The organism is Tolypothrix bouteillei VB521301 (assembly GCF_000760695.4).
GTDB lineage: Bacteria > Cyanobacteriota > Cyanobacteriia > Cyanobacteriales > Nostocaceae > Scytonema > Scytonema bouteillei_A.
This window is the reverse complement of sequence record NZ_JHEG04000002.1, coordinates 393,349-418,096: the sequence shown is the minus strand read 5'-3', so window position 1 is coordinate 418,096 and position 24,748 is coordinate 393,349. Positions and strand designations below refer to the sequence as shown.

The window sequence follows — 24,748 nt, the reverse complement described above, 5'->3', positions numbered from 1 at the left end:
TAAGTATTAAAGATAACTTTATAAAAATAATATTGAATTTTAAGTACGCGTAGGAAGAGCTAAAGCCCATCAACATTGAACGGTAGCCTTTAGCCCTACCTAAAGATGAGAAAAAAGTCAAATACGTTTAACATTGTATCCTGTCCGCTCATTCACGTATGGATTTACAGGGGACTATCAAGAATGTCAAAACAGCTAGGTAAAAAAATTGCACCTGCACCAATGCCGACAGACATTGGAGTCGTCGATTTGATTGATAACTACTTTACAGCATATAACTCGGCACGATTGCGGGAAATATGCTATTTGCTGAGCCGGGATGTACTGCAAGAAGGCGTAACGGTGGGAGTTAGCCTTTCCGGTGCTATGACACCTGCAGGATATGGAGTGTCCGTGCTTGCACCTCTCATCCGCAATGGATTTATTGATTGGATGATTAGTACTGGTGCCAACCTTTACCACGATATGCACTACGGCTTGGGTTTTGAACTGTTTGCTGGTAATCCATTTTTAAATGACGTGAAGTTGCGACAGGAAGGAACCATCCGTATTTATGACATTATATTTAGCTATGATGTCTTACTAGAAACAGACGCTTTCATTCGTAAGATTTTACAAGCACCAGCTTTTCAAAAAAGGATGGGAACAGCAGAGTTTCACTATCTACTTGGTAAATATGTTCGAGAAGTAGAAAAGCAAGTTGGAGTGAAGAATTCCAGCTTGCTAGCAACAGCTTATGAGTATGGCGTACCAATATATACGTCTTCTCCTGGTGATAGTTCTATAGGAATGAATGTTGCAGCCCTATCGTTAGAAGGCTCTGAGCTGGTACTAGACCCGTCAATAGATGTGAATGAAACAGCTGCGATCGCATATTATGCACGAGGATCTGAAGGGAAAAGCGCAGCTTTCATTATTGGTGGTGGAAGCCCCAAAAACTTTTTATTACAAACCCAACCGCAACTGCATGAAGTGCTCGGACTCGAAGAACGGGGACACGATTTCTTTATACAGTTCACAGATGCTCGTCCAGACACTGGCGGTTTATCTGGAGCAACACCCTCAGAAGCAGTCAGTTGGGGTAAGATTGACCCCAATGAATTACCCAGTACAATTGTTTGTTACACTGACAGTACCATTGCCTTACCATTAGTCACAGCTTATGTCATGAACCAGTGTAAGCCCCGTACTTTAAAACGGCTGTATGACAAGCGAGAAAAAATGCTAGAGCAATTGCGAACAGATTATTTAGCCGCCAAAACTCGTTCTTCAGAACAAATACCAGCTGCTATGACTCAGAGTGGTGCTCAAGAATCTGCCACTTATCCTGTCGGAAGGCTGATCCCTAATACTGGGGGAGGAGAGTAGAGACAAGGAAGACAAGGGAGACAAGGAGGAAAAGGGGGACAAGGCAGAATTTTTTACCGTGTCTCCCCCATCTACCGTGTCTCCCCCAATCCCTCAGCCTGATTTCCGCCCAATCATCAAATAAGTTGTCATCTTACCTTTCCCTTTAACTTCAATTTCACCCCGTTTTTGAAACACAAATTCATTACGCAACTTTTGGTATGTAGCTTCTGTCACTTGAATTTTGCCCGCCAAACCTTGGGATTCCATGCGATGGGCTATATTTACAGTATCTCCCCAAAGATCGTAGCTAACTTTTTTGATACCAATTACTCCTGCTACCACAGGTCCACTATGGATTCCAATTCGGATACTAAAGTTTTGCTTGTTTTCAGAGTTAAACTCGTCAATTGCTGTTTGCATATCCAAAGCCATACAAGCAATGGCTTGGGCGTGATTTGGGTAGCGCACTGGTAAACCGCCAACTACCATGTAAGCATCACCAATAGTCTTGATTTTCTCTAAACTATACTGTTCGGTCAGGCGATCGAACACGGAAAAAATTTGGTTTAATATCTTAACAAGCTGAATGGCGCTAATTTGAGAAGCGATTTCGGTAAAGCCAACAATATCGGCAAACAGAACACTCACATCAGTAAAGTGTTCTGCGATCGTACCGGGTTCCTCTTTTAAACGGTTGAAAATGACTTCTGGCAAAATATTCAGTAACAAACGCTCGGTTTGTTCTTGCTGGTGGCGCTGTGCTTCTTCTAATGCAACACGTTGAGTCACATTCCGAAAAATACCGCGCATTAAAACGGGTTTTCCCTTGATAAATTTGCAGTTAATATTTCCTTCTACAAAAATTTTTTTACCATCTTTAGAGACAAATGCAATTGTCACTTGGTTGAGCTTTTTTCCCGACATCACCTCATAAAGAATATGTCGGTATTGTTCTCGATGATCGGGATGAATGATATCTAACACATTAAGCTGATTGACTTCCAACTCTGAGTATCCTAAACTTTTGAGCCATGTACGGTTAACATACTCAAACTGACCGCAAGGAGTGACGCATTGAATTAATTCATCTGCATTTTCCAATAAATCTCGATAGCGTTGTTCTCTCTCAATGAGTGCTTCCTGAGATAGTTTAGTTTTAATAAACTGAGAAATTTGATGACCGACTGAAACCATCATTTGCAATAATTCGGTATCTTTTGGCTGTATATCCTGACTAAAGAAAGTCATCACTCCTAAAATTTCTCCATTATCCAAAATGGGAAAGCCAAATGCCGATCGCAATCCCGATTCTACAGCCGCTTGCGATCGCACATCACCAAACTCTGGTATTTCATGCAAAGATGCGTTGCGATACGCCGAAGGCTTATCAACTGAAGCCGTATCGCACCCCCGACCAAAATTTTCTGGCTGCGAGATATTCTCGATCCATAGAGGCGATTGAGTTGACCATATTCGACCGGGAAAACCAGTACCGGGAGTATAAGTCGTTTGCCAAGTCACTGCTTTAAACTCTCGGATTGCAACCGTTCGACTCGACCAAATTTCTACACATCTCAGTATTGAATGAACGCAATCTTGCTGTGACGCTAGTGCTATGTATTCATTTGCTGTCCAAAGTTCTCCCAAATCCCACCCCAAACACTCACATATAGCATGTAAAATTTTTGGAATAGCCTGTTTGATACTTTGTGATTCTGACAAAATCCGAGTTATAGTGTACTGCGTACCAATTCGTTGCTGCCTGCTTTTTTGGGCAGTAATATCTCTCCCAATATAAACTATATCTGTAAAGCCATCTGTTTTAGAATGAATCATCGAGCAAGAAAACGCTATTAACAGCTTTTCTTTCTCTTTATTTCGACAAATAATTTCTATTTTTTGAAAGTAATTTTTCAATAAGTATCTTTGCTGAATGGCTTTTTGCAATAATTTATTATCATCAAATAATAAAGAGATAGGCTGATTTATTAATTCTTCCTCGTTATAGCCAAATAACTCTAATGCAGCACGATTGACTTTCTTAATTTTTCCCGATTTAGTTGTCACTAACAAGGCTTCTGCCATTGCAGCGATAACTTTTTCCATGTAATTTTTATATGACACTAGAACATTATATAAGATTTTTATATTCTTTTTTTGTAGTTTGGCGATGGTTGTCTCTGTTGTATCTTCAAAAAGTACTATTAGCTTATTTTCATTATGACTTTCACATCTATGACGCAGAATATATATGTCGAAATATAGATGACCCGATCTACTAGATGTTCTAACCAGAGATTTTAATTCACAGAGTTCCTGTTCTCCTTTTAAGATAGGAATCAAAATATCTTCAAGCTCTATAAATTCAGGAAAGCCCAAACGAATATCTTTTCCTGGCATAACCTCTTTAGGGTTAGCAGCAAACCGTTGCACTTGTTTGGATGCATACAAAATCAACAAACGACGATCTAAATCCAAGCGTTCAAACTTGCGATTTATAGTTTTATAGTCTTTTAAGCTTTGATTGGGTGCCTGGTATTTCATAAATCGTACAGAGAGGCTAACGGGTAATTTAAGAAATAACTCCTGTACGGGCGTTTGGGCATAAAACCATTCGCCCCTCTTATACGGGCAAACAATTGCTTACCCCCACTCCTAATTTGGCACCACTAATGATTTTACTATGATTGCTGTTGCAACTTCATCTAGTAATTATAAAGTGAATTGGGCTTGTATTTACGGCTCTCATTCACTATATCTGCAATCTTTCACAAACAATGAACGTCGTTTCAAGGCTTTAGTACTGTTATGTTAGACTTTAACCCCAACTATATAATACTCATATTGACAGATTTTAAAATACATCTAATGATAGATTTACTTTTTGTAGAGTTTAATAGATTGCTAGAAAGCGAATATGCGATCGGCTTGTAGTTGCTATGCACGAGCTTTTGGGATTGATGTCTGGATGTAGCGATATTCGCAAGCGTACAGAATTCGCTTCAACTTCTAGGAGCACGAGTTAGCCTCGCAGACACCCAAAATGAATGTTGATACAATATAGTCGAGTTTTATTACCCTCCCACAATGCAGATTACTCAATACCTCCATACAGCCATTCTTGTCACCGATCTAGAAAAAGCCGAGCATTTTTACGGAACAGTGCTAGGATTACCCAAAGTAGAACGTTCCTTAAAATTTCCAGGTGCATGGTATCAAATAGGAAACTACCAAATTCACCTCATCGCCGCTCCATCCATATTTGAAGCCCAAAACGAAAAATGGGGACGCAACGCCCATATTGCCTTCTCCGTCGCTGACTTAGACATAGCAAAACAGCAACTTATAGATAACAGCTTTCCCATTCAACCCAGTGCTTCCGGACGTCCAGCCATCTTTACCAAAGATCCAGATGGTAACATTATTGAACTCAGCCAGCAATAAAAGCTAAGAGTACCTTTTAAACTTCCTCAACCCAGCCCATAGAACTTTATCTTTCCATCTTCCCTTCGCGCACTTTGCTTCTTTGCGGTTTATAAATGAAAACCTTCGCCTACACCTACAGCGATCCCATACTAGAACAAACCCCCGATCCCACAACCTGGGGATGGGAGATAGAACAAATATACCAAGATCTAGGAAAAAGGACTGAACTACAAAAACTACTTAACGATTGCAAAACCGAAACCCCCACTTACCTCCTTATTCGCCGCTTAGAAGAATTAGGAGACACTATAGAAGAAGTGACTTCCCACCTTACAGAACTAGAAACAATGGGAGTTACACTCATTGCAATTGAACAAAATTATAATTCCTCACAAAAAAGTCCCAACATCCGTGCTGACTTGCTCAAACTCCTCTACGAGATACAACATCAGCAAAAGAGCCGCCGCATACGTCAAGGACACGCCCGCAAACGTTTAGAAGCCGCACCCCCTCCCGGAAAAGCGCCCTACGGCTACCGGAGAGGAAAAGGAAAATACACTTTAGACCGCAGTACTTCCCCAGTGATCAAAGATTTTTTTGATAACTACTTACTTTACGGTTCCCTACGAGGCGCAGTCCGTTACCTAGCAAAAAAATATGGCAAAAAAATCTCTGTCACTACAGGACGCCGTTGGTTAACAAATCCCGTTTACCGTGGCGATACAGCGTATCACAATGGAGAAATTATTTCCGATACTCATGCTTCCATCATTAGTAGAGAAGAAGCAGCTCAAGTCGATCGCCTATTGCGCCGCAACAACCGTCTACCCCGAAGAACAGCTAGCGCACCACGTTCTTTAGCGGGTTTAGCGATTTGTAGCGAATGTCAGTCACGCATGACAATTACCCGTGTTACCATACGCAACCAAGATAAAGAATACCTCTATCTACGCCCAATTAGCTGTTCCAAAAGTCCCAAGTGTCGTGCAATACCATATCAAGAGGTATTAGATCGGACTATTAAAATTGTCTGTCAGGATTTACCTGTTGCGGTAGCTCGAATAGATTCTCCTCAGCTAAACACAGTGAAAAATAATTTAGATGAAGCAATTTTGCGCCAACAAGAAATACTCCAACAGCTACCTAATTTAGTGGAAGCTGGTGTTTTGGATGCAGAAACAAGTCGCTTAAGAGCATATAAACTCCGTGTAGAAATATCGGAACTTCAAGCGAAGTTGGCAACTCTACCACCAGTAAATTTACGTTCCGTTGCTCAAGCAGTTTCTATTCCTCAATTTTGGTTGGATTTGTCTGAAGCGGAACGAAGGTTTTACTTTCGTGAGTTTATTCGGCAAATTGAGATTGTTCGTGAAGATCGAGATTGGCAATTACGAGTTATTTTTATTTTTTAACATGGCTAATGGCTAATGGCTAATGGTTAATGGCTAATAGTTAAGAAATTATGTCAATTTAGTAAGCTAATAATTTTAGAAATTGTACTGCCTTAGTAAATTTAGTTCTTGTAGGGTGCGTGTCCTCGCGCATTTTCTAATTCCATACGGGCAGGAACATCATTACTACATAAAAGAAAGTATGAAGTACAATATCTATCAGTTGTGCTGACTTTTATTTTCTCATGTTGACTGAGAGAAAGAGGGGTAAGTGGAAGAGAGGGGAGCGTTTGACTAATTTCCCAAATTTTAGAACATACAAATTATATCCAAGGGCTGCTTACATCAACCACTAGCAATCAGCAATTAGCCATTAGCCATTAGCCATTAGCATCATTTACACTTTTTGCAGATTGCGGACGTTTACCTGCATTTCGTACATTCATAAATTTACTGAGTACATCGAACCAAAAGGGCGCACCCATTGCAATGGCAAAACCACTGACTATCCATCCAGGAATCATTCTTAAAATTCTAGGAGGTGTAATAACGGGTTCTTCTGATGATGTTAAGCGAAACTGTTGTGATAAATTAGCAGAAGTCCAACCAATTGGTAGAGAAACTGCTGTAAGAATACTGTCAGCATCATTAGTCAGCTTTTTTATATCTCCTACTGTTGAAAAATTATTAACGTTAGGATTTGATAATTTTTCAGCATTTTGAACAATGATAGTTCTGAGTGCTGAATCTTTTGATAATCTATTAATCATGTGAAATGCATCAGCGTTAGCTGCAACAGCAAGTGACAAGCCAATTAAAATTCCGACACCTTTGGCATTGCGCTTGTACACTCCAGAAGCTCTTTCCATAGAGCTATCAAAAGCTAGTTCAATTTCTTGTCGCAATCTATCAATGCCTTCGCGTGTACTTTCTATTTTTGTTCCAGCACGCTTTGCTAAAACTGAAATATTATCAACGACGGATTGAGGTAAGTTCTCAATCAATTTCTGAATTTCTTGATACGCCGCTCCGTCTTTAGTCTTAAAAATTGTCTTAATTTCCTGATAAATCGCACTGTTTTTATTAATAATTCCAACCACTTCATCAATATTGGGTTGCAATCCTCCAATTAACATGGCTTGCTGGGGATTGCCGAACATATCTTGTTGATAATATTCTAATTTCTTAAAAACTTTACTAAATGGTTCTTGGCTCAAAAGTTCTTTGGGGAAATCGTCTATAAATCTCTTTAAACTTATTTCCATACGTTCAACACTAGCAGTTAGACTATTTCTATTTTCTTTATATGTTTTAATAATTTCATTGTAATCTTTTTCTAAATCTTGAAGATTGATTGCAAGTTTGTTAAAAAATCTCCGTAATTTTTCATCTTGAACGGGTTGTTGTTGCAATTGATTTAAAATATCTCTGATTTCGTTGATTCGTGCGGTTTTAAATCTTTCTAGTCTCGCTTCGGTTAACCACCGAACTAATTTAGGAAGTTCTAAGACTTCTAACAAAGTTGTTGCGTAAATATCTGCAGGAATATAAGATGGTCCGGTATGTTTACCTTTTCCAAAGATAGTTTGTTTACCTCTATCTTTTGATGAAATTAGGGAACGAACAAACGAAGCAATTGCCCAAGTAAATTTTCGAGGTAAAGACTCAAACCATCCTTTTGCTTCTTGATTAATATTTTTAATTAAGGGATTGTCATAAAGTTTATTAGCTAATTCGATGACTGACTTTAATTCATGCTGTCGATCTTGGCTGGTGACATCACCTGCTAAGAAAATTTCAACTGACTTTTTTAAGTGTGCTGCACGCCATTGCAATAAGGTTGCAATCAGTTCCTGAATTTCTGATGCTAGCAAGCTAAAAATTAAATAAATAAATATTAAGCCGAGTACTAAGTCAAACATAGCAGGTAGGTTCATAAATTTCTTCTCCAAACAGAGATTAATACACGATCTTAATCGGAATCGGAACCGCTTTCACTCTCTGATTAAGAAAAATAGATAAACCAAAAAAAGCTGTAAAAAAATCTTTACGAGGAAATATAAGTTAACTTAAAATTTAGGAGCTTTGATGAAATGCAACATTCAAGTCTACATTGCGTCAGGAGTTTCATTCAATAACCAGCAATCACAGTAATTATCCTAGATTATGCAAGAAGGAAGCTTTCTTTGGGGTCGTCTGGAAAAAAAGTATCGGTCAACGGAACAGTGGATCGATTGGGTGTGGGCGATCGTGTTGCTTTTGGCGGCTGTATTACTCTTTACCATAAATCTTGGAGAATTACCACTACGAGATTGGGATGAAGGTACTGTGGCACAAGTAGCACGTGAAATCACTCGTGCGCCTGATGGTTCAATGCCTTGGCTTTATCCAACACTTGGCGGAGAACCATATCACAACAAACCACCGCTCGTGCATTTACTGATTGCTGGGGCTTACTCTATCTGGGGGATTGATGAATGGGCTTCCCGCTTACCTGGGGCTATGCTGACGGCTGTTTCAGTACCTTTGCTTTATTACATTGGTAGAGAAATATTTCGCAAACGTCGTGCAGCAGTATACAGCTCTTTAATTTACCTCACCATGCTACCTGTCGTGCGCCACGGACGATTAGCTATGTTGGATGGCGCTGTTGTCTGTTTTTTTATGCTGATGATGTTATGTTTGTTGCGATCGCGTCGCAACTTACGTTACTGTCTTGGAGTTGGCATTGCTTTTGGGTTAATTTGCCTGACAAAAAGTATACTTGGTTTATTATTAGGTGGGATAGCTCTGTTATTTCTTTTTTGGGATACCCCAAGGCTGTTGGGCAGTTGGTATATGTGGCTGGGAATTTTCATTGGCACTGTACCCGTAGCATTTTGGTACGGTGCTCAATGGGTACATTACGGCGAGATATTTACCAAAGTTGGTGTGGTAGATCAGTCCTTCAGCCGTCTTTGGGAATCTGTTGAGGGTCATTCCGGACCGCCTTGGTACTATCTACTGGAAATTTTTAAGTACACTTGGCCTTGGCTAATTTTCTTACCTGCAAGTTTGCGTTTAACTTGGGAAAATCGCAATCTTAGCTGGGCAAAATTGGTACTGGTATGGAGTAGTATTTACTTGATTTCTATATCTTTAATGAGTACCAAACTGCCTTGGTACGTATTTCCCATCTACCCCAGCTTAGCCCTAGCTTTTGGGGCAAAACTCTCAGAAACTGAAGATTCACAATTGCTGTCACCTTATCCCCGATCTTGGGTAGTTTCTTTAGCTCTGTTAGCCTTAGTCGCGATCGCAGGGAGTATATACTACAGTATAGGCAGAGCCTTCCAATCAGAGTTACAACTGCTTTTTGCTACAGTCGCGCTGACAATGGCTTTAGCTGCTGTTTTAGCAGAACGAGGTGACGGGCAATTTTTGAAGGTTCTATTTTGGGGTACTTATGTGTCGCTGGTGCTGCTTATGTACTCAAAGTATTGGGTTTGGGAATTAGGGGAAGCCTATCCTGTCAAACCAGTTGCTGAGATGATACAAACAGCAGCACCACCCGATATAAAAAAGATTTATACATCTTTCCCTTATCATCGCCCATCATTAGATTTTTATAGCGATCGCACTATTGTGCCAGCATCTGTTGCTCAACTCGATAGTTACTGGCGCAATGACAAGCAACCCTACTTCTTGCTAGATGAAACTGCACGTAAAAACTTACATTTAGATTCTGTGAAGCAAATTGGTCAGACATCTGATTGGGTACTGATTACAAAAAATTGATGGCTAATGGCTAATGGCTATTAGCCATTAGCCATTAGCAAACTTCAAAGCTGCGTTTCTGTCTTTGGAGGTTCTGGAGTGTCGTAGGTAGTGGTTTGTTGTTGGGTAATACCAATTGCACCCAGCAAAATAGCACTTCCTAGAACTAGCGCCACTAAAGGGTGCTTGAGAATAACAAAATCCCGTAGAATCCTAGCAATAGGTCTGCTTTGACGGCGCAGGGAAGATGAGACTGGTACCTGCTGTTTGTAGGAAAAAGGATCGCGGACGTAATGACCGCTTTGACAAACGACCATCCTTTCCTGACAGTACGGACAAGAAAACAATCCAATGCACGCTTTCATCGGTTTTCGTGCAGCGTTTTTCTGACAAATGGGGCACGTCAAATAATTCTTATCAAAGATGTGTGTATTCATCTACCTCGTCCGCCTAGTCTACTTACTCGCTTTAATAACAAAACAACAGCTATATAGAAATTCCGGTGACACTTACGTAGAGTACTCAATGTACTGATATCAGCCATCAGTCACTGAATTCTTCGTGTTTCGGCTTCCCCTACAATTTTAGTGCTGGAGAAGCGACCACGCCTCTGTTTGAAGTGTGTAGTTTATAACTCGCAAGAAGTGTGAAGTGTAAAGGATGAAGGATAAAGTGAAGAAATGACCTCAAACCTTCCCCTTGCGGGCGCAATCTCTGTTCAAGCACTTCAGTATTTACCGTATAGTTCAAGCCGCGCCCCACACAGGCGGTTACTTCATCTTTTGTCCTTCATACTTCATCCTTTTACTGACCTTCCGTTCTTTCTCATTTAAGCATTGTCTCCACAAAAATTTTGAGTGCTTGCAATCTTTTAACCAAAGCTTTGTAAATTTAACAAAGAGGCATGATGAATTTTCGTAGATGAGGGGGGAGGGGGGATTGGCGATTGGGCAACTTGGGGTTTCCACGAAGCGGAGATTAAGGGTATGGCAATTGGCGATTGGGAAATAGAAAATCAATCTTAATGACCGATCGCTCATCTCCAGTTCCCAGTCTCTAGTTTTCGATCCCCAGTTTCTACTTGTCCGGTTGATAAATAATCGCTCACAATGAAGTGTAAGACATAAAAATTTAAATTTTTTATTAGATTTACTTCTCTACCCAATGAGCTTTTTGCCTTCTACTCAATTGAGGAAGGTTGTGGAACAACCTGTTTTTCACTTCCTTTCTGCCCGGTTGACCGATTTGCTTAACCGTTTTCAGCCATCTCCAGAAAGTGTTGTTCTGTTTTTAGCAGTCCTTATAGGAGGTGGCAGTGGAATGGGGGTGGTCACATTTCACTACCTTATTGAAATCATTCACCACCTCATGCTGGAAAATTTTATGGGTGCGATTGGGGCTTGGGGGGCTTGGACTTTAGCTTGTGTCCCTATCTTGGGTGGCACGATCGTCGGTTTCATGCGCTGGCGTACCTCTGATTTTGGTCCGGGGCTGTCATCTCTAATTGCCGCTTCTACCCCAGGGGAGATCCAGCGAAAACTACGACCGGTCACAAAAATGCTGGCTGCATCTGTATCTTTGGGGAGTGGTGCTTCATTAGGACCAGAGGGACCCAGTGTAGAAATTGGGGCTAATTTTGGTTTGCTGTTGTCTGTGGTGCAACAAGTGTCCCAAGAAAGACAGCGCTTGCTTTTGGGCGCTGGTGCTGCTGCTGGCTTGGCTGCGGGATTTAACGCCCCAATTGCGGGAGTTTTCTTTGCTTTGGAAGTGGTCTTGGGTACGACTGCCTTTGCCACTTCTGCTGTTAGTGTAGTTTTACTAGCTGCAGTTGTTGCAGCACTCATAGCTCAAATTGGGTTGGGCGCACAACCTGCTTTTACCTTACCCGCTTACCAAGTCCGCAGCCCTTTGGAATTACCCTTATATCTTGGCTTGGGTTTGGGAGCTAGTGTAGTTTCTCTTGCTTACACCCAGTCGATCCGTTTGGCAAAAGCTTGCTTCCACGGCAAAGTATCTTATTTCCAATGGATGAAAAGCATACCCGAACCAATTCATCCCGTAATTGGTGGGGTCATTGTTGGTACGGTTGCCATCTATCTCCCTCAAATTTTAGGGATCGGGTATGGCACTGTAGAAGCGATGCTGCAAGATGCAGAGTTTTCTTTGCAACTGCTTGTTGTGCTGCTTGTGATGAAACTTCTAATGACAGCTATTAGCGCAGGTAGTGGTTTTGTCGGTGGTGTGTTTGCTCCTGCTATGTTTTTAGGTGCTTCCTTTGGAGCGGCTTATGCCAAAATTTTAGCGTGGATTGCACCTGAAATTGGTCAATTTATGGCAGGTCCTCCTGCTTACGCAATGGTAGGAATGGCTGCTGTTTTGGCTGCCAGTGTCAGAGCACCGCTCACGGCAATTTTAATGCTGTTTGAATTAACTAGAGATTACCGTATTGTCTTACCTTTAATGGCGGCGGTAGGTCTAAGTGTTTGGTTGGTAGAGAGAATGAAGCCAAATTCCAACTCTAACTCCAACTTACAACAAATTGGTCTTTCTGAATTGAAAGACGAACAAGCAGAAATTTTACGGCAAATTTTAGTAGAAGATGCTATGCTCTCTTGCCCCAAAAAGCTATTATCAACCATGACAGTGATTGAAGCAGCTTTGGAAATGACGGGAGACTTATGCCGTAGCGCTTTAGTTGTGAATGACGCAGGACAACTTGTTGGGATTGTGTCTTTAGAAGATATCAACCGTGCTCTTTCTGTTTGGGAAAAATACCCAAATTCGTCTAACGAACTTCGGGCTGATATAGCAAATCAAACGCTCATGGATATTTCTACTACCGAGCTTCTTTACGCATGGCTTGATGAACCTCTTGCTGAAGCTTTAGATCGAATGGCAGGTCGAGGTTTGCATCAGTTACCTGTAGTCGCCCGAGATAACCAAGAACGAATTTTAGGTTTATTAGAACGCGAGCAAATCGTTTTAACCTGCAACGTTGCTGTTACGCGCAGGTCTCTTCGTCATTACTTACCAATGACTGTAAAAACAGGTGTTAAGAAGTATGAAGTATAAAGGATATAAGGATGAAACGAAGCAATTTCCTTCATCCTTATCCTTATATCCTTTATGGACTCTTTAGACTAAAGCTTCTATTGCCTCAGCACCTTCTCTGTCTTCAGAGTCTATTTGCCTCAAACGAATGTGTTTTTTGCCTAAAGTAATGATAAATTCATCTCCAGGCTTGAGATTCATTTGTTTTGTGTAGGCTGAACCTATCAATAAGTTACCGTTCGACTGCACGCTGATTCTATAGCTAGCACTTCGTCCGCCTCGCCCGTTTACACTAGGAGCACTATCTAACTGAATGCCTTCAGCATCAATTAGGGCATTTAAGAATTTCATCATGTTGACGCGCTCGATACCGTTTTTGGTTACGGTGTAGTAGCCGCATTGTTTAGCTTTTTCTTCTTTGCTGAGGTGCTCTAGCTCTTTGACTTTTCTGAGCAGATCTTCTCCGACTAGGGGTTCAATTTTTTTCTGTTTAGCCATCAACTTAATTCACAAACGAATGGTCAAATAGGATTAATCGATTTTATTTTAGCTGAGGTTGAGGTAATGCGAGCAGAAACCTTTTATTTTCCTCTTAGCTTAGCTAAGTATATTACATCTTAAGAGCAAAATTTTGCGCTCGCATTTCATTTTCCCAATACAATATAGTCAAAAGAAGATACATAATGGTGATAGCTATAGTTTTTAAGTTTTTGAAGACGTCACCCCATGTTTGTTTAAGTTTCCTAAACGAAGCTACAAGGGTTGGCTACTTGCAGCAATTGCGATAATTGGCACTCAGAATGATAAGCAAAACTGAACTTTAGTCTTTTGTCCTTTGTACATCACCAGTGACCTTTTGACCAATAACCTTTTGACAAATGACTGAAATGAAACTAACGACCAGAGGACACTATAGTGTAAAAGCATTGCTCGATTTAAGCTTACAGCCAAAATATGGCCCTGTATCAACTAAAGTCATAGCCGCACGTCAAGATATCCCAGCGCCTTATTTGGAGAAACTACTAATAGAAATGCGTCGTGCTGGATTGGTAAAATCCATTCGCGGCAGCATCGGAGGTTACCAACTTGCGCGATCGCCCTCACAAATTTCTTTGGGAGAAATTTTAGAAGCAGTCGGTGAAACAATTGAACCTTTACCCCATCACCAAGCTTCTCCAACACAAGCAGAAGATTGGGTAACCCACACCCTGTGGAAGAGATTGCACCAAAAACTGAAAGAAGCGATATACAGTATTACTCTGGCAGATCTTTATTATGATGCTCGTAGTTGGCAAGCTTCTCTTGGCGAAGAAGCTAGTTTTATTGTTTAATTATAGATGTTAGTGGTTAGTGGTTAGTGGTTAGTGGCAAATGACCGCTCGCGACTAACTACTAACTACTAACTCATCATAAATGACCTCTGCTGTTATTCTCCTCATCGCTGCTACTATAGATTATTTGATTGGCGATCCTTGGGGTTGGCCACATCCAGTCCAAGTTATGGGGTGGATAATTTCTCGATTCACGAAATTAGCTTTAACTTATTGTCACGATACTCTGACACAACGCATAGCAGGAGTTGCGATCGGTATCATCTTAATAATTGGTAGTGGCATTATTGGGTACTTCCTTATTCTAGTGACTAAATTATTGCATCCACTTTTAGGAATAACATTGGAGTGTTTGCTGTTAGCAAGCTGTTTTGCAGGTAGAAGTTTGAGAGATGCTGCTCAAACAGTTTTACAAGCTTTAACAACAGGAAATTTGTCTCAAGCACGCATTCTTTTAAGTAACTATGTTGGACGAGATACCGATAAATTGACAGAATCGGAAATATTGCGAGCTATTCTAGAAACGGTAACAGAAAATGCAACAGATGGAGTCATGGCTCCTCTTTTCTATGCAATTGTCGGTGTATTTGTGCCAATTGTAGGTCCTGTTCCCCTTGCTTTAGCATACAAAGCGAGTAGCACACTTGATTCAATGGTAGGTTATCGAGAAGCCCCATATACATATTTGGGATGGTTTAGTGCTCGTGTAGAAGATTGCTTAACTTGGATTCCGTGTCGTTTAACAGTATTAACTCTTGCATTTGTTTCAGGGAAACCTTTGTACGTTTGGCAAATTTGCCGTCGAGATGCGATCGCCGATCCGAGTCCCAACTCTGGTTGGAGCGAATGCGCTTACGCTGCTATTTTGGGCGTGCAGGTAGGAGGAACTAATTGGTATCGTGGCATTGCAAAGCACAAACCCTTACTTGGAGACGCTAAGAATCCTATTACCGCAAGTTCTATCCATCACGCCCTACAACTCACCCGCTTGTGTTTTTTGCTTTGGTTGGGTATAGCTTGTGTCGCAGCAATGACAATTACAACCTCAGCCCAAAAGTTGATGCCACAATTGTAACGAGAGCAGTACCCACCCCAGGGAAAAACAGGTAATTATGAATATAGGGAATAACTAAAAGTGAGGAGTGAGCCGTGAAGAGTGAGGAGTTTTCCGTAACTCCTTTATTCACAACGCCTGATTCCTGACCCCTTACTCTACTATGTTCAGGGTATCAATCTATGGTTTTATCTACTCAAGCCAAAGTTGTTGAAATTCTCTCACCACAGGAACTCCGCCGTACTGCCAATCGCCTTGCTTCTCAAATTGTCGAAAAAACGCCAACCATATCCCAATTGGCTTTAATAGGTATTTATACTAGAGGCGTGCCATTAGCTCACATGCTAGCACGTCAAATTGAGGCGCTTGAAGGTGTATCACCAGAAGTAGGAGCATTAGACATTACATTTTATCGTGACGATCTCGATCGCATAGGGTTGCGGACACCCGTCAAAACTTATATTCCTTTTGACCTTACAGGAAAAACAGTTGTTCTTGTAGATGATGTTATTTATAAAGGGCGGACAATTCGTGCTGCTTTGAATGCCGTCAATGAATATGGTAGACCCGAGTCAATTCGTCTAGCAGTGCTAGTGGATAGAGGTCATCGTGAAGTACCAATTCATCCAGATTTTGTTGGGAAGCAATTGCCCACGGCGAAAGATGAAATTGTTAAAGTTTTCTTACAAGAACTCGATGGACGAGATGGTGTGGAGCTGATTGGAGATTAAAAACAAGGGAGAGGGGGTAGACAAGGTAGCCAAGGGAGAAGGTAGAACCGTCTTTCCACTATCCCCCAATCTCCTTAGCGCATAACTGGGCTTGCGTGGTGGTGAACTAGGTACCACTTACCACCGAGAAGCTCAAATACATTTGTTGCTATAGATTGAGCTTTCAGTTTTCTTCCATTAGTAATTTGAAGAACATTTTCCATCAAAACAACATAAGCAATATTCTCGCGAACTTCTACGGTCATGATGTCAGTATCAATCTCAACATAAGCAGTATTGTTAAAGATTTTTACCCAGGAATTCCGAATATCTTTCCAACCATTTAATACATTCCAGCCGGGGTGAACGCAAACGCTACCAGTTCCTTGCGACCAAACTACGCCCATAGCTTCAATATCTTTTTTTTCAAATGCTCGATAGAAAGCGTCATTCACCGCTAAAATTTCAGAACGTTGATGAGTCATAATTACTTAAGAAATTGCTAATGGCTAATTGTTCATGGCTAATAGTAGGTATTTTTACAAAATGGCGATACTCCTTAATGTGGTGGGTTGTCTTCCCTACCTACTACTATCTACTAATGGTAGTTCTGAACAATTAGCTATTACCCATTAGCCATCAGCTATTAGCTCTTTAATACTTAATAAAAGTTGCTTTGCTGTATAGGGTTTGGGTAAAAAAGCTTTCACCCCTACTTCTGTAATGGCATTGATTTTTTCAGTGGAAGCAAGCCCGCTAACGGCAATAATCTTCACTTGTGGATTAATCTTTTGGAGCGTGCGAACGGTTGTCAACCCATCCATGGACGGCATGATCATATCTGTCAAAACAAGAGATATTTTATCTCGATACTCGGCATAAAGGGCAATTGCTTCAATGCCATCACCCGCCAAGAGCACTTTATAATTATTACTCTCCAAGGATGTTTTGGTAATATCTCGAATTGAATCTTCGTCATCTACAACCAATATCAATTCTCCATTACCGCTTGGGAAATCCATTTCTCGGTCTTCGAGAGGTTCTATGGCTTCTTGTGCTGGTAAATACACTTTAAACTCGCTGCCTTTGCCTTCTTCACTGTATACGTTGATAAAGCCATTGTGACTTTTGACGATACCAAGTACTGTAGAAAGACCGAGACCGGTACCTTTCCCAATTTCTTTAGTGGTAAAAAATGGTTCAAAAATGCGGTCTACAATCTCGGTTGGGATACCAATTCCACTATCTGTAACAGAAATGATAACAAAACGCCCAACACGAGCATCTATGTGCATTCTCGCGTAATTCTCATCAATAAAAAGATTCTCAGCAGAAATGACGAGGGAACCTCCATTGGGCATGGCATCGCGAGCGTTCACGCATAAATTCATTAAGACTTGGTGTAGTTGCGTTGGGTCTGCAGAAACAGCCCAGAGATTTTGTGGTGCTTGACAAGAAAACTCAATAGATTTGGGAAATGTTTCTTTTACAACTTGCTGGATTTCTCTTATTAAGTGAGTTAATTGCAAAAGAGTACGCTCGCCTTCTATACCGCGAGTAAAAGAAAGCACTTGCTTAACTAAATTGGCTCCGCGTTTGGCATTAGATATCAAAATAGGTAATAGCCGCTTACTGCGTTCATCGTGAAGTTGTGACTCCAGAAGCTGCGCGGTCATCAAAATAGGCGCAAGAACATTGTTCAGGTCATGAGCAATACCGCCTGCCAAAGTCCCAATACTCTCCAAACGCTGGGCACGGAAAAATTGTGTTTCTAATTCTTTTTTTTCTGTAATATCAGTATTAACAACCAGGATAGTTTGTGGTTTTTTATCAAACTCTTGTACTAGCGTCCAGCGACTCTCGACAATAATTTGTTTGCCTAACTTGGTTTTTTGATGTAACTCTCCTTCCCAAGAACCGTTATTCATTAAAGTATTAATAGCAACTTGTACTTGGGCTCTATCTTTTTCTTCCCACAGTTCTAAAGTTTTCTTACCAATCGCCTCAGTGGCTCGCAAAGCATAAAGATTCTCAGCTGCTTTATTCCAAAATAAAATTTTATTTTCTAAATCACATACAAAAATTGCGTCTGTGGCAACATCCAATAAAGCTGCCTGTTCGCGTATTTTTAATTCCGCCCTTTTCCGTTCAAAAGCATAGCGGATAGCTCGTTCGAGCAGAGGCGCAGTCAATTGACCTTTTTCTAAGTAATCCGCTGCACCTGCTTTCATAGCCTCAATGTCTATTTCCCTGTCTCCTTTACCTGTCAGTAGAATAATTGGGGAAGAACAGCCCAAACATATAACTTCGCGCAACAGATCTAAACCATTTTGCGCTCCCAAACGGTAATCAACAAGATAAATATCATGTTGATGTGCTGTTATTACCTCCTTTGCTGACTCATAATTGCTTACCCATTCCAACTTACAGTGGCAAAGTTGGAATTCTCGAAACCAATCACGAGTTAACGTGTAATCATCTTCGTCATCATCAACAAGAAGAACTTTTATGGGAATTTGCTTCATTTATCTGCCTTCCTTTTTTATAGTGGCAGTTCTACGATGTCAAACCAGTATTTTCCTATTGTCCTCATCACCTCAACCAAAGATGCAAAAGTCGTCGGTTTGATAATGAACGAATTCGCACCCAAATCGTAAGTACTGTGAATATCTTCCTCTGCCCTAGAGGTCGTCAGCACAACAATCGGAATTTTTCTGAGTTGAGTATCAGCTTTAATTTCTTTGAGAGCTTCACGACCATCTTTTTTAGGCATATTTAAATCTAGCAAAATTAAACCCGGACGGGGTGCAATATTTTTATCGGCGTACTTACCACGCCACTGGAGATAATCCATTAACTCTTCCCCATCAGTGACAATATGCAATTCATGAGTCAATCGACTTTCTGTCAATGCCTCACGAACTAACATACGATCGTCCTCATCATCTTCAGCCATCAAAATTGTGATGGTTGTATGCCGACCTTTCACTCTATATTCTCTCCTTTTGAGGGTTTATTGTTAATCGACCGTCAAAATACAACCAATAGAGGATTTAGGTTGTCATCTTTTTACACCTATGGAAGTATGATAAACCTTATCAATGAAAAGCGAGCGAAACGATAAATTTCGAGCCTTGACCTAATTGGCTGTATGCAGTGATACTCCAACCGTGACGTTCTACTATTTTGCGAGCAATGGCTAAGCCCATACCCGTTCCTTCATATTCGTTACGTCCGTGCAAACGTTGAAAAACGTTGAAAATTCGGTCAAGATACTTTTCGTCAAAGCCAATACCGTTATCTTCAATAATAAGTTGGTCGTGTCCGGCAGTATCTTGTTGAGCGTAAATTTTGACAATAGGTGAAATGCCTTTGCGGTGAAATTTTAAAGCGTTGCCAATAAGGTTTTGAAGCAACTGGCGCATTTGTAGCGGATCTGCATGAACGGTGGGTAAATCCCCTAACTCTACAAGCGCTTGTGTTTGTAGGATACGTATTTCTAAATCGGATAACACCTCTTGCGTTACTTGAGCAAGATCCAGTCGCTCAAAAGGTTTTGCCCTAGTTGTAACTCGTGAAAGCGTCAGTAAATCTTCGATTAAAGCTTGCATCCTGTGGGTTGCATTTTGCATCCGTTCTAAATAATCTTGCCCCTGTTCGGTCAATGCATCATTACAAGTTGCTTTCAACCGTTCTCCAAAGGTTTTTATCTTACGCAGTGGTTCTTGCAGATCGTGAGAAGCAATAAAGGCAAATTGTTGCAGTTCCTCATTAGAACGAGCCAGTTCTTGTCTTTGACGAGTTTCCTGTTCTAAAAGCTGGGCTTGAGCTAGAGCAATTCCTATTTGATCTGCTAACTGTTTTAAAAGTTCGGTTTCCCAACTCGTCCATTCTCGAGGATGAGCGCATTGATGAGCAATGAGCAATCCCCACAGTTTATTCTTTAAAAGAATCGGTACAATTAAGTTAGCTTTGACACCTAATTTTTGTAAAAATTCTAAGTAGCAAGGTGCGATGTTTGCTTGTTCAATGTTGCTGACAGAACTAATGCGTCCGAGACGGTATTGTTGAACGTAATCCTCATTAAAGCAGGGATCTTCCAAATTGTGTCCGAGAACTTTCAGAAATCCGGGTACAACAGCTTCTTGCACGATAACTCCCGTACCATCAGACAGCAATCGAAAAATGAGGACGCGGTCTGCTTGCAACAAATCTTGGACTTCTGTAACACTCGTTTGAAGAATTTCATCAATTTGTAAAGACTGACGAATTTTCAGCGTAATGTCGGAAAATAATTGCGATCGCTGTTCGTTTCCTCTGAGGACATCTTCAACTTTCTGGCGTTCAATAGCAGTTGCCAGCACATTAGTCACAGCTTGCAAGAAGTAAATGTCTTCTTTGCTAAAAGTGCGGGTTCTTGTTGTGTAACCTTCCAAAACTCCAAAAGGACGCTCTTTACCGTGAATAAGCAATGACACACTACTGACTATAGAGTCGTCCTGTAATAGTTGTGGTTTTCCAAAGCGTGTTTCCGTAAGGAAATTGTTAACAATGGTCGGTTCTTGAGAACGCAGGGTATATCCGGCTTGAGAATCACTTCGAGCACTCACCTTGGCTTGTCCTACAAGTTCTGAATGCCAGCTAGATCCTGCCACTACTTGTAAGGTATTACCATCTGGCAAAAGTTCCAAAATATGACAATACTCAACCTCAAGGCTGCGGGAAACAAGAGCTACAGTTTTTTGCATCAATGCAGTCAAATTCAACCCAGCTAATGCCATTTGACTGAGTTCTGCTACCAGCGCCTGACGATTGGCATAGACTTCCAATTCTTGCATGGCACGGCGGGCTGCCAATATGCGGCGCACTCGCTGACGCAAAACCTGCCATTGAATTGGTTTGGTAATGTAATCAGTGGCACCTGCAGCAAAAGCTTTATCTACGGATACTTGGTCGTAAAGACCAGTAATCATTAATATGGGTGTTGTTGCACCACCAGGAAGTGCTTGTAATTGGCTACAGCAGGTAAAGCCATCCATAACTGGCATCATAGCGTCTAACAGCACCATATCTGGTTGTTGTTCCTTGTAAACAGCTAATGCTTGCTCGCCATCAGACGCTTCTGCGACTCGAAATCCTACTTGTTGTAGTAACTGTCGCATTTGTAACCTTATTATATTATCGTCATCTACAATTAGTATTAAATTTGTCATTTTTAACACTGACCAGTGACCGGTCATTGGTCATTGGTTAATAGCAATTAATTCGACTATAAACTATGAATTATGAACTTGGTTTCTTGAGTGTTGACGTATAGAAATTACTCCCTTCGCGATCCAGTCAGAGGTTTTAAACTGTTTGACAGAGGACAGAGGACTTAATCTTGTATAAAAGCTAACAATTCTTTCTTCTGCCCTCTACCTTTCTCCGGTTATTGTATAGAGGAAAGGGAATCATCAATCATGGTTCACTGTAATAACACTATGTAAAGTTTGTAATAATTCCTGTGCTGTGTAGGGTTTGGGCAAAAATGCTGTTATTGGAGAATTTGTCTCAAAAGGGACTTGTTCGCTCGTTGTCAGCCCGCTGACACCAACAATGCGTATTAGTGGGTTCATTTTTTGTAATGCACAAATGGTCGTTGCTCCATCCATATTTGGCATCATCATATCAATAATGGCTGCACTAATTTTATTTTTATACTGAGCATAAATTGCCAGTGCTTCTATACCATCACTTGCAGTAATGACTTTATAATTATGGCTTTCTAGAGAAACTTTAGTAATTTCTCTTACAGCCGCTTCATCGTCTACGACCAAAATCCATTCTCCATATCCTGCGGGTACTTTTAAATCTTCTACCTGCTGTGTTTCTACTGTTTGAACAGTTGGTACATAAATCTTAAATTTTGTTCCTTGACCTACACTACTTGATACACTGACAAAACCATCGTGACCTTTAACAATACCCATGACTGTTGAAAGCCCCAAACCTGTCCCTTTGCCAAACTCTTTTGTCGTAAAAAATGGTTCAAAAATTCTATCTAAGAGTTGGTTGGAAATTCCTACTCCCGTATCGGTCACTGTGAGAACAATATAAGAGCCTTCTTTAGCATCAAGATGCATTTTTGCAAAGTTTTCATCAATCAAAATATTCTTCGCAGAAATTTTTAAAGTCCCACCCTTGGGCATTGCATCTCGCGCATTTAAGCACAAATTCATTAAGACTTGATGCAATTGCGTGCTGTCACCTCGCACGGGTAATAAATCTGGCTCAACTTGTGTTTGAATAGTTATAGATTTTGGAAAAGTTTGCTCGACAATTTGCTTCATCTCTAAGATTAAATGCCTGATTTGGAGGACAGTGCGATCGCCTTCAATTCCCCTAGCAAAAGAAAGCACTTGTTTCACCAAGTCAGCACCTCGTTTTGCATTATTGTCTACAATTGTCAATATTTGCTGACTGCGTTCATCGCGAGATTTGGCCTTCAGCATTTGTACTGACATTAAAATGGGAGACAAAACATTATTGAGATCGTGAGCAATTCCACTAGCTAAAGTTCCTATACTTTCCATGCGTTGAGCTCGTAAAAATTGCTTTTCTAGTTGTTTTTTCTGAGTAATATCAGTATCTACAACCAGAATAGATTTGGGTTGAGAATACTCATCTCTAACTAATGTCCAACGACTTTCAACTATTATTTCTTTACCCGATTTAGTAATGTTTTGTAATTCACCTTGCCAAGAACCATTTTCTAAAACGCTATTAAAAATTTCTAAATGGTGCGGGCTGGGTTTCCTATATAAAAATTCACTAGCATTCTTGCCAATTGCTTCTTTTGCTTCCCAACCGTAAATTTTCTCAGCACTTTTGTTCCAAAGCAAAATCTTATTCTTTAAATCCCGTACAACAATGGCATCAGTTGCAATATCAAGCAGTGCAGCTTGTTCGCGGATTTGCTGTTCTGCGAGCTTGCGAGAAGTAATATCTTCAAAAATATACAATCGTGCAAAATACTGGTCGTTTTCATCGCGGATGCGTCTGGAAAACCGCCGAATCACCCGACCATCCCTTAATAAAAGTTCATCTTCACATTCGCAAGTCTCGCTTGGTAAATGCTGACATGCGCTAAAAGGTGAGATATCTGTAAATTGGCAGCAAACTTCTATCACATCCTCATGTTTCAGTCCACCGCATTCCATTTGTGTTTTTAGGTGTTCAATATTCCAAATTTCACAAAAGCGTTCGTTAAAATATAGAATTTCTCCATTGCGGCGATCTACAACATAAAATGCTAAAGGAGAAACACCAGTCATTGAGCGCAAAAGAGCTTCTTTCCAGCGTAATGTTTCTTCTGATTGCTTGCGTTCGGTGATATCCTCAATAATATAAGCAAAACGCTGTGCTGTGGTAGAACTTTCCACGATCGTAGAAACAGTAGCTTTCAGCCACCTGTTAGGTTCAACTGTAAGGTGAGGATACTCAAAGGTTACAGGTAATTGGGTGCGTTCTGCCTGACGGTAGTAATTCAACCAGCAGCGCACGGTTTCTTCTGGCAAACCCATCTCTTTAGCCCGACAATTCCGCATCTGGTTTGGAGCTAGACAGAAGAATTTAGCTGTTGCAGCGTTATTGGAAATGTGTAAAATGTCATCATTGAGCAGTTCAACTACTCCCATCATCATCGGCGCACTGTCAAAGAAACTGCTGAGGACAGATTCACTTTGCCGCAATGCTTGTTGTGCTTGCTTGTACTCGGTTTTTATATTTGCTACTTCTGTTAAATTGCGACGGAGTTCTAATTGTCTCATGACTAAGCGAGCGAGCGCCTTGAGTGACTCTTCTTGTTCTGTTGTAAAGTTCTGACGCGGTACACTATCAACAACACATAGAGTTCCAATCGCTTCTCCTTCTGGAGCTATCAAAGGGACACCCGCATAAAATCTTACGTAGGGCGCAGAAGTGACGACAGGGCTAGTGGAAAACCGTTCGTCAGCCCAAGTATCAAGAATAATTAAGATGTCAGACTGTCCGATACAGAAAGGACAAATACCGACATCTCTCGGTATTTCTTTCATATCTAGCCCGATTTTAGCTTTAAACCACTGACGTTCAGCGTCAATAAAATTGATCAGAGCAATTGGTGTAGCACATATTTGGGCAGCTAGGAATACCAAATCATCAAATGCCTGTTCTGGTGAAGTGTCGAGAATTTGATACTTATAGAGAACTTTTAGCCTCGTAGCTTCATTTTTAGACAAAATACAGTTCATTGATATGTTTCCTAGTACTGCTGAATTCTGGCTTGAGAATACCCGTCGCTTATAGTTAGTTAGATGGACCAGCAGGGATATTATTAAAGAATAATTGCTGAAAAGCACTGCCGACTGGAGAGACGGCTGGAGTTACAGGGGAATAACAGGATTTTCAATCAAACTTTCGCTAAAGTTGACGGAAAATTGAGTGACTATCTGATTTCTCAGATGAAGTTATATAATTTTGTCACTTTAATTATAGTAATACCTCTGTAGAAGGATGACATGGTTTTTTTTTTAAATTAAGTAACTTTATCTGAGACTAAATAATGCATCCGTGTTTGTAAAAAATATGTAACAAAGCTTAATTTATTTTACCCTCTCCTTTAGGTAAAAGGGTTGGGGGTGAGGAGAATCCATGTAA

17 protein-coding genes are annotated in these 24,748 nt (G+C 40.7%); 8 read left to right on the top strand and 9 right to left on the bottom strand.

What is annotated here, in order from left to right:
* Positions 1-183 precede the first annotated feature (183 nt).
* Complete coding sequence (locus tag HC643_RS40515) at positions 184-1,368, top strand: homospermidine biosynthesis protein (RefSeq protein WP_038076676.1); 1,185 nt, start codon at positions 184-186, stop codon at positions 1,366-1,368.
* 93 nt (positions 1,369-1,461) lie between these two features.
* Here HC643_RS40515 and HC643_RS40510 read toward each other — a convergent pair whose 3' ends face one another.
* Positions 1,462-3,894, bottom strand: a complete 2,433-nt coding sequence (locus HC643_RS40510) for an adenylate/guanylate cyclase domain-containing protein (protein ID WP_038076678.1) — start codon at positions 3,892-3,894, stop codon at positions 1,462-1,464.
* 543 nt (positions 3,895-4,437) lie between these two features.
* Here HC643_RS40510 and HC643_RS40505 point away from each other — a divergent pair.
* Entirely contained in the window at positions 4,438-4,794 is a 357-nt protein-coding gene (locus HC643_RS40505; protein ID WP_038076680.1) for a VOC family protein, read from the top strand.
* A gap of 95 nt (positions 4,795-4,889) precedes the next feature.
* Positions 4,890-6,188 carry a recombinase family protein gene (locus HC643_RS40500; RefSeq protein ID WP_038076682.1) on the top strand — a complete coding sequence of 433 codons (1,299 nt, stop codon included), beginning with the start codon at positions 4,890-4,892 and terminating at the stop codon, positions 6,186-6,188.
* Between the two features lie 359 nt (positions 6,189-6,547).
* Here the strand turns inward: HC643_RS40500 and HC643_RS40495 are convergent, their stop codons facing one another.
* Entirely contained in the window at positions 6,548-8,104 is a 1,557-nt protein-coding gene (locus HC643_RS40495) for a hypothetical protein (protein ID WP_038076688.1), read from the bottom strand.
* A 229-nt stretch (positions 8,105-8,333) separates the two neighbouring features.
* Between HC643_RS40495 and HC643_RS40490 the strand changes: the two genes are divergently transcribed.
* Positions 8,334-9,944 carry an ArnT family glycosyltransferase gene (locus HC643_RS40490; protein WP_038076692.1) on the top strand — a complete coding sequence of 537 codons (1,611 nt, stop codon included), beginning with the start codon at positions 8,334-8,336 and terminating at the stop codon, positions 9,942-9,944.
* A gap of 44 nt (positions 9,945-9,988) precedes the next feature.
* Here the strand turns inward: HC643_RS40490 and HC643_RS40485 are convergent, their stop codons facing one another.
* Positions 9,989-10,360 carry a hypothetical protein gene (locus HC643_RS40485; protein WP_038076697.1) on the bottom strand — a complete coding sequence of 124 codons (372 nt, stop codon included), beginning with the start codon at positions 10,358-10,360 and terminating at the stop codon, positions 9,989-9,991.
* Between the two features lie 727 nt (positions 10,361-11,087).
* On the opposite strand from HC643_RS40485, the gene HC643_RS40480 reads away from it, so the two are divergent.
* Positions 11,088-12,995 (top strand): chloride channel protein, encoded by a 1,908-nt coding sequence (locus tag HC643_RS40480; protein WP_038076698.1) that lies wholly within the window; start codon positions 11,088-11,090, stop codon positions 12,993-12,995.
* Positions 12,996-13,058: 63 nt separating this feature from the next.
* On the opposite strand, the gene HC643_RS40475 is transcribed toward HC643_RS40480, so the two are convergent.
* Entirely contained in the window at positions 13,059-13,472 is a 414-nt protein-coding gene (locus tag HC643_RS40475) for an AbrB family transcriptional regulator (protein WP_038076701.1), read from the bottom strand.
* Between the two features lie 389 nt (positions 13,473-13,861).
* On the opposite strand from HC643_RS40475, the gene HC643_RS40470 reads away from it, so the two are divergent.
* From HC643_RS40470 to pyrR, 3 genes are all read left to right on the top strand, one after another.
* Positions 13,862-14,305, top strand: coding sequence for an Rrf2 family transcriptional regulator (locus HC643_RS40470; RefSeq protein ID WP_038076748.1), 444 nt, complete (start codon positions 13,862-13,864; stop codon positions 14,303-14,305).
* A gap of 82 nt (positions 14,306-14,387) precedes the next feature.
* Positions 14,388-15,380: an adenosylcobinamide-phosphate synthase CbiB gene (gene cbiB / locus HC643_RS40465; RefSeq protein WP_038076704.1), complete on the top strand. Its 993-nt coding sequence runs from the start codon at positions 14,388-14,390 to the stop codon at positions 15,378-15,380.
* Positions 15,381-15,541: 161 nt separating this feature from the next.
* Positions 15,542-16,090 (top strand): bifunctional pyr operon transcriptional regulator/uracil phosphoribosyltransferase PyrR, encoded by a 549-nt coding sequence (gene pyrR, locus HC643_RS40460; protein ID WP_038076712.1) that lies wholly within the window; start codon positions 15,542-15,544, stop codon positions 16,088-16,090.
* A 74-nt stretch (positions 16,091-16,164) separates the two neighbouring features.
* Here pyrR and HC643_RS40455 read toward each other — a convergent pair whose 3' ends face one another.
* The 5 genes from HC643_RS40455 to HC643_RS40435 form a co-directional block, all read right to left on the bottom strand.
* Positions 16,165-16,554 carry a nuclear transport factor 2 family protein gene (locus tag HC643_RS40455; RefSeq protein WP_038076715.1) on the bottom strand — a complete coding sequence of 130 codons (390 nt, stop codon included), beginning with the start codon at positions 16,552-16,554 and terminating at the stop codon, positions 16,165-16,167.
* 147 nt (positions 16,555-16,701) lie between these two features.
* The gene (locus HC643_RS40450) at positions 16,702-18,594 is read right to left on the bottom strand and encodes a hybrid sensor histidine kinase/response regulator (RefSeq protein ID WP_038076718.1); all 1,893 of its coding nucleotides are present in this window, start codon (positions 18,592-18,594) and stop codon (positions 16,702-16,704) included.
* A gap of 17 nt (positions 18,595-18,611) precedes the next feature.
* A complete protein-coding gene (locus tag HC643_RS40445) occupies positions 18,612-19,058 on the bottom strand; it encodes a response regulator (RefSeq protein WP_202048757.1) in 447 nt (148 codons plus the stop codon).
* Between the two features lie 109 nt (positions 19,059-19,167).
* Positions 19,168-21,309 (bottom strand): GAF domain-containing protein, encoded by a 2,142-nt coding sequence (locus tag HC643_RS40440; protein ID WP_408019870.1) that lies wholly within the window; start codon positions 21,307-21,309, stop codon positions 19,168-19,170.
* 216 nt (positions 21,310-21,525) lie between these two features.
* Positions 21,526-24,342, bottom strand: a complete 2,817-nt coding sequence (locus HC643_RS40435; protein ID WP_038092168.1) for a PAS domain S-box protein — start codon at positions 24,340-24,342, stop codon at positions 21,526-21,528.
* Positions 24,343-24,748: the final 406 nt, after the last annotated feature.

Coding starts and splice junctions, on each gene's coding strand:
- HC643_RS40435 (WP_038092168.1), bottom strand. CDS start 24,342: ATGAACTGTATTTTGTCTAAAAATGAAGCTACGAGGCTAAAAGTTCTC.
- cbiB (WP_038076704.1), top strand. CDS start 14,388: ATGACCTCTGCTGTTATTCTCCTCATCGCTGCTACTATAGATTATTTG.
- pyrR (WP_038076712.1), top strand. CDS start 15,542: ATGGTTTTATCTACTCAAGCCAAAGTTGTTGAAATTCTCTCACCACAG.
- HC643_RS40455 (WP_038076715.1), bottom strand. CDS start 16,554: ATGACTCATCAACGTTCTGAAATTTTAGCGGTGAATGACGCTTTCTAT.
- HC643_RS40500 (WP_038076682.1), top strand. CDS start 4,890: ATGAAAACCTTCGCCTACACCTACAGCGATCCCATACTAGAACAAACC.
- HC643_RS40480 (WP_038076698.1), top strand. CDS start 11,088: ATGAGCTTTTTGCCTTCTACTCAATTGAGGAAGGTTGTGGAACAACCT.
- HC643_RS40485 (WP_038076697.1), bottom strand. CDS start 10,360: ATGAATACACACATCTTTGATAAGAATTATTTGACGTGCCCCATTTGT.
- HC643_RS40495 (WP_038076688.1), bottom strand. CDS start 8,104: ATGAACCTACCTGCTATGTTTGACTTAGTACTCGGCTTAATATTTATT.
- HC643_RS40505 (WP_038076680.1), top strand. CDS start 4,438: ATGCAGATTACTCAATACCTCCATACAGCCATTCTTGTCACCGATCTA.
- HC643_RS40440 (WP_408019870.1), bottom strand. CDS start 21,309: ATGACCGGTCACTGGTCAGTGTTAAAAATGACAAATTTAATACTAATT.
- HC643_RS40490 (WP_038076692.1), top strand. CDS start 8,334: ATGCAAGAAGGAAGCTTTCTTTGGGGTCGTCTGGAAAAAAAGTATCGG.
- HC643_RS40515 (WP_038076676.1), top strand. CDS start 184: ATGTCAAAACAGCTAGGTAAAAAAATTGCACCTGCACCAATGCCGACA.
- HC643_RS40450 (WP_038076718.1), bottom strand. CDS start 18,594: ATGAAGCAAATTCCCATAAAAGTTCTTCTTGTTGATGATGACGAAGAT.
- HC643_RS40510 (WP_038076678.1), bottom strand. CDS start 3,894: ATGAAATACCAGGCACCCAATCAAAGCTTAAAAGACTATAAAACTATA.
- HC643_RS40475 (WP_038076701.1), bottom strand. CDS start 13,472: ATGGCTAAACAGAAAAAAATTGAACCCCTAGTCGGAGAAGATCTGCTC.
- HC643_RS40470 (WP_038076748.1), top strand. CDS start 13,862: ATGAAACTAACGACCAGAGGACACTATAGTGTAAAAGCATTGCTCGAT.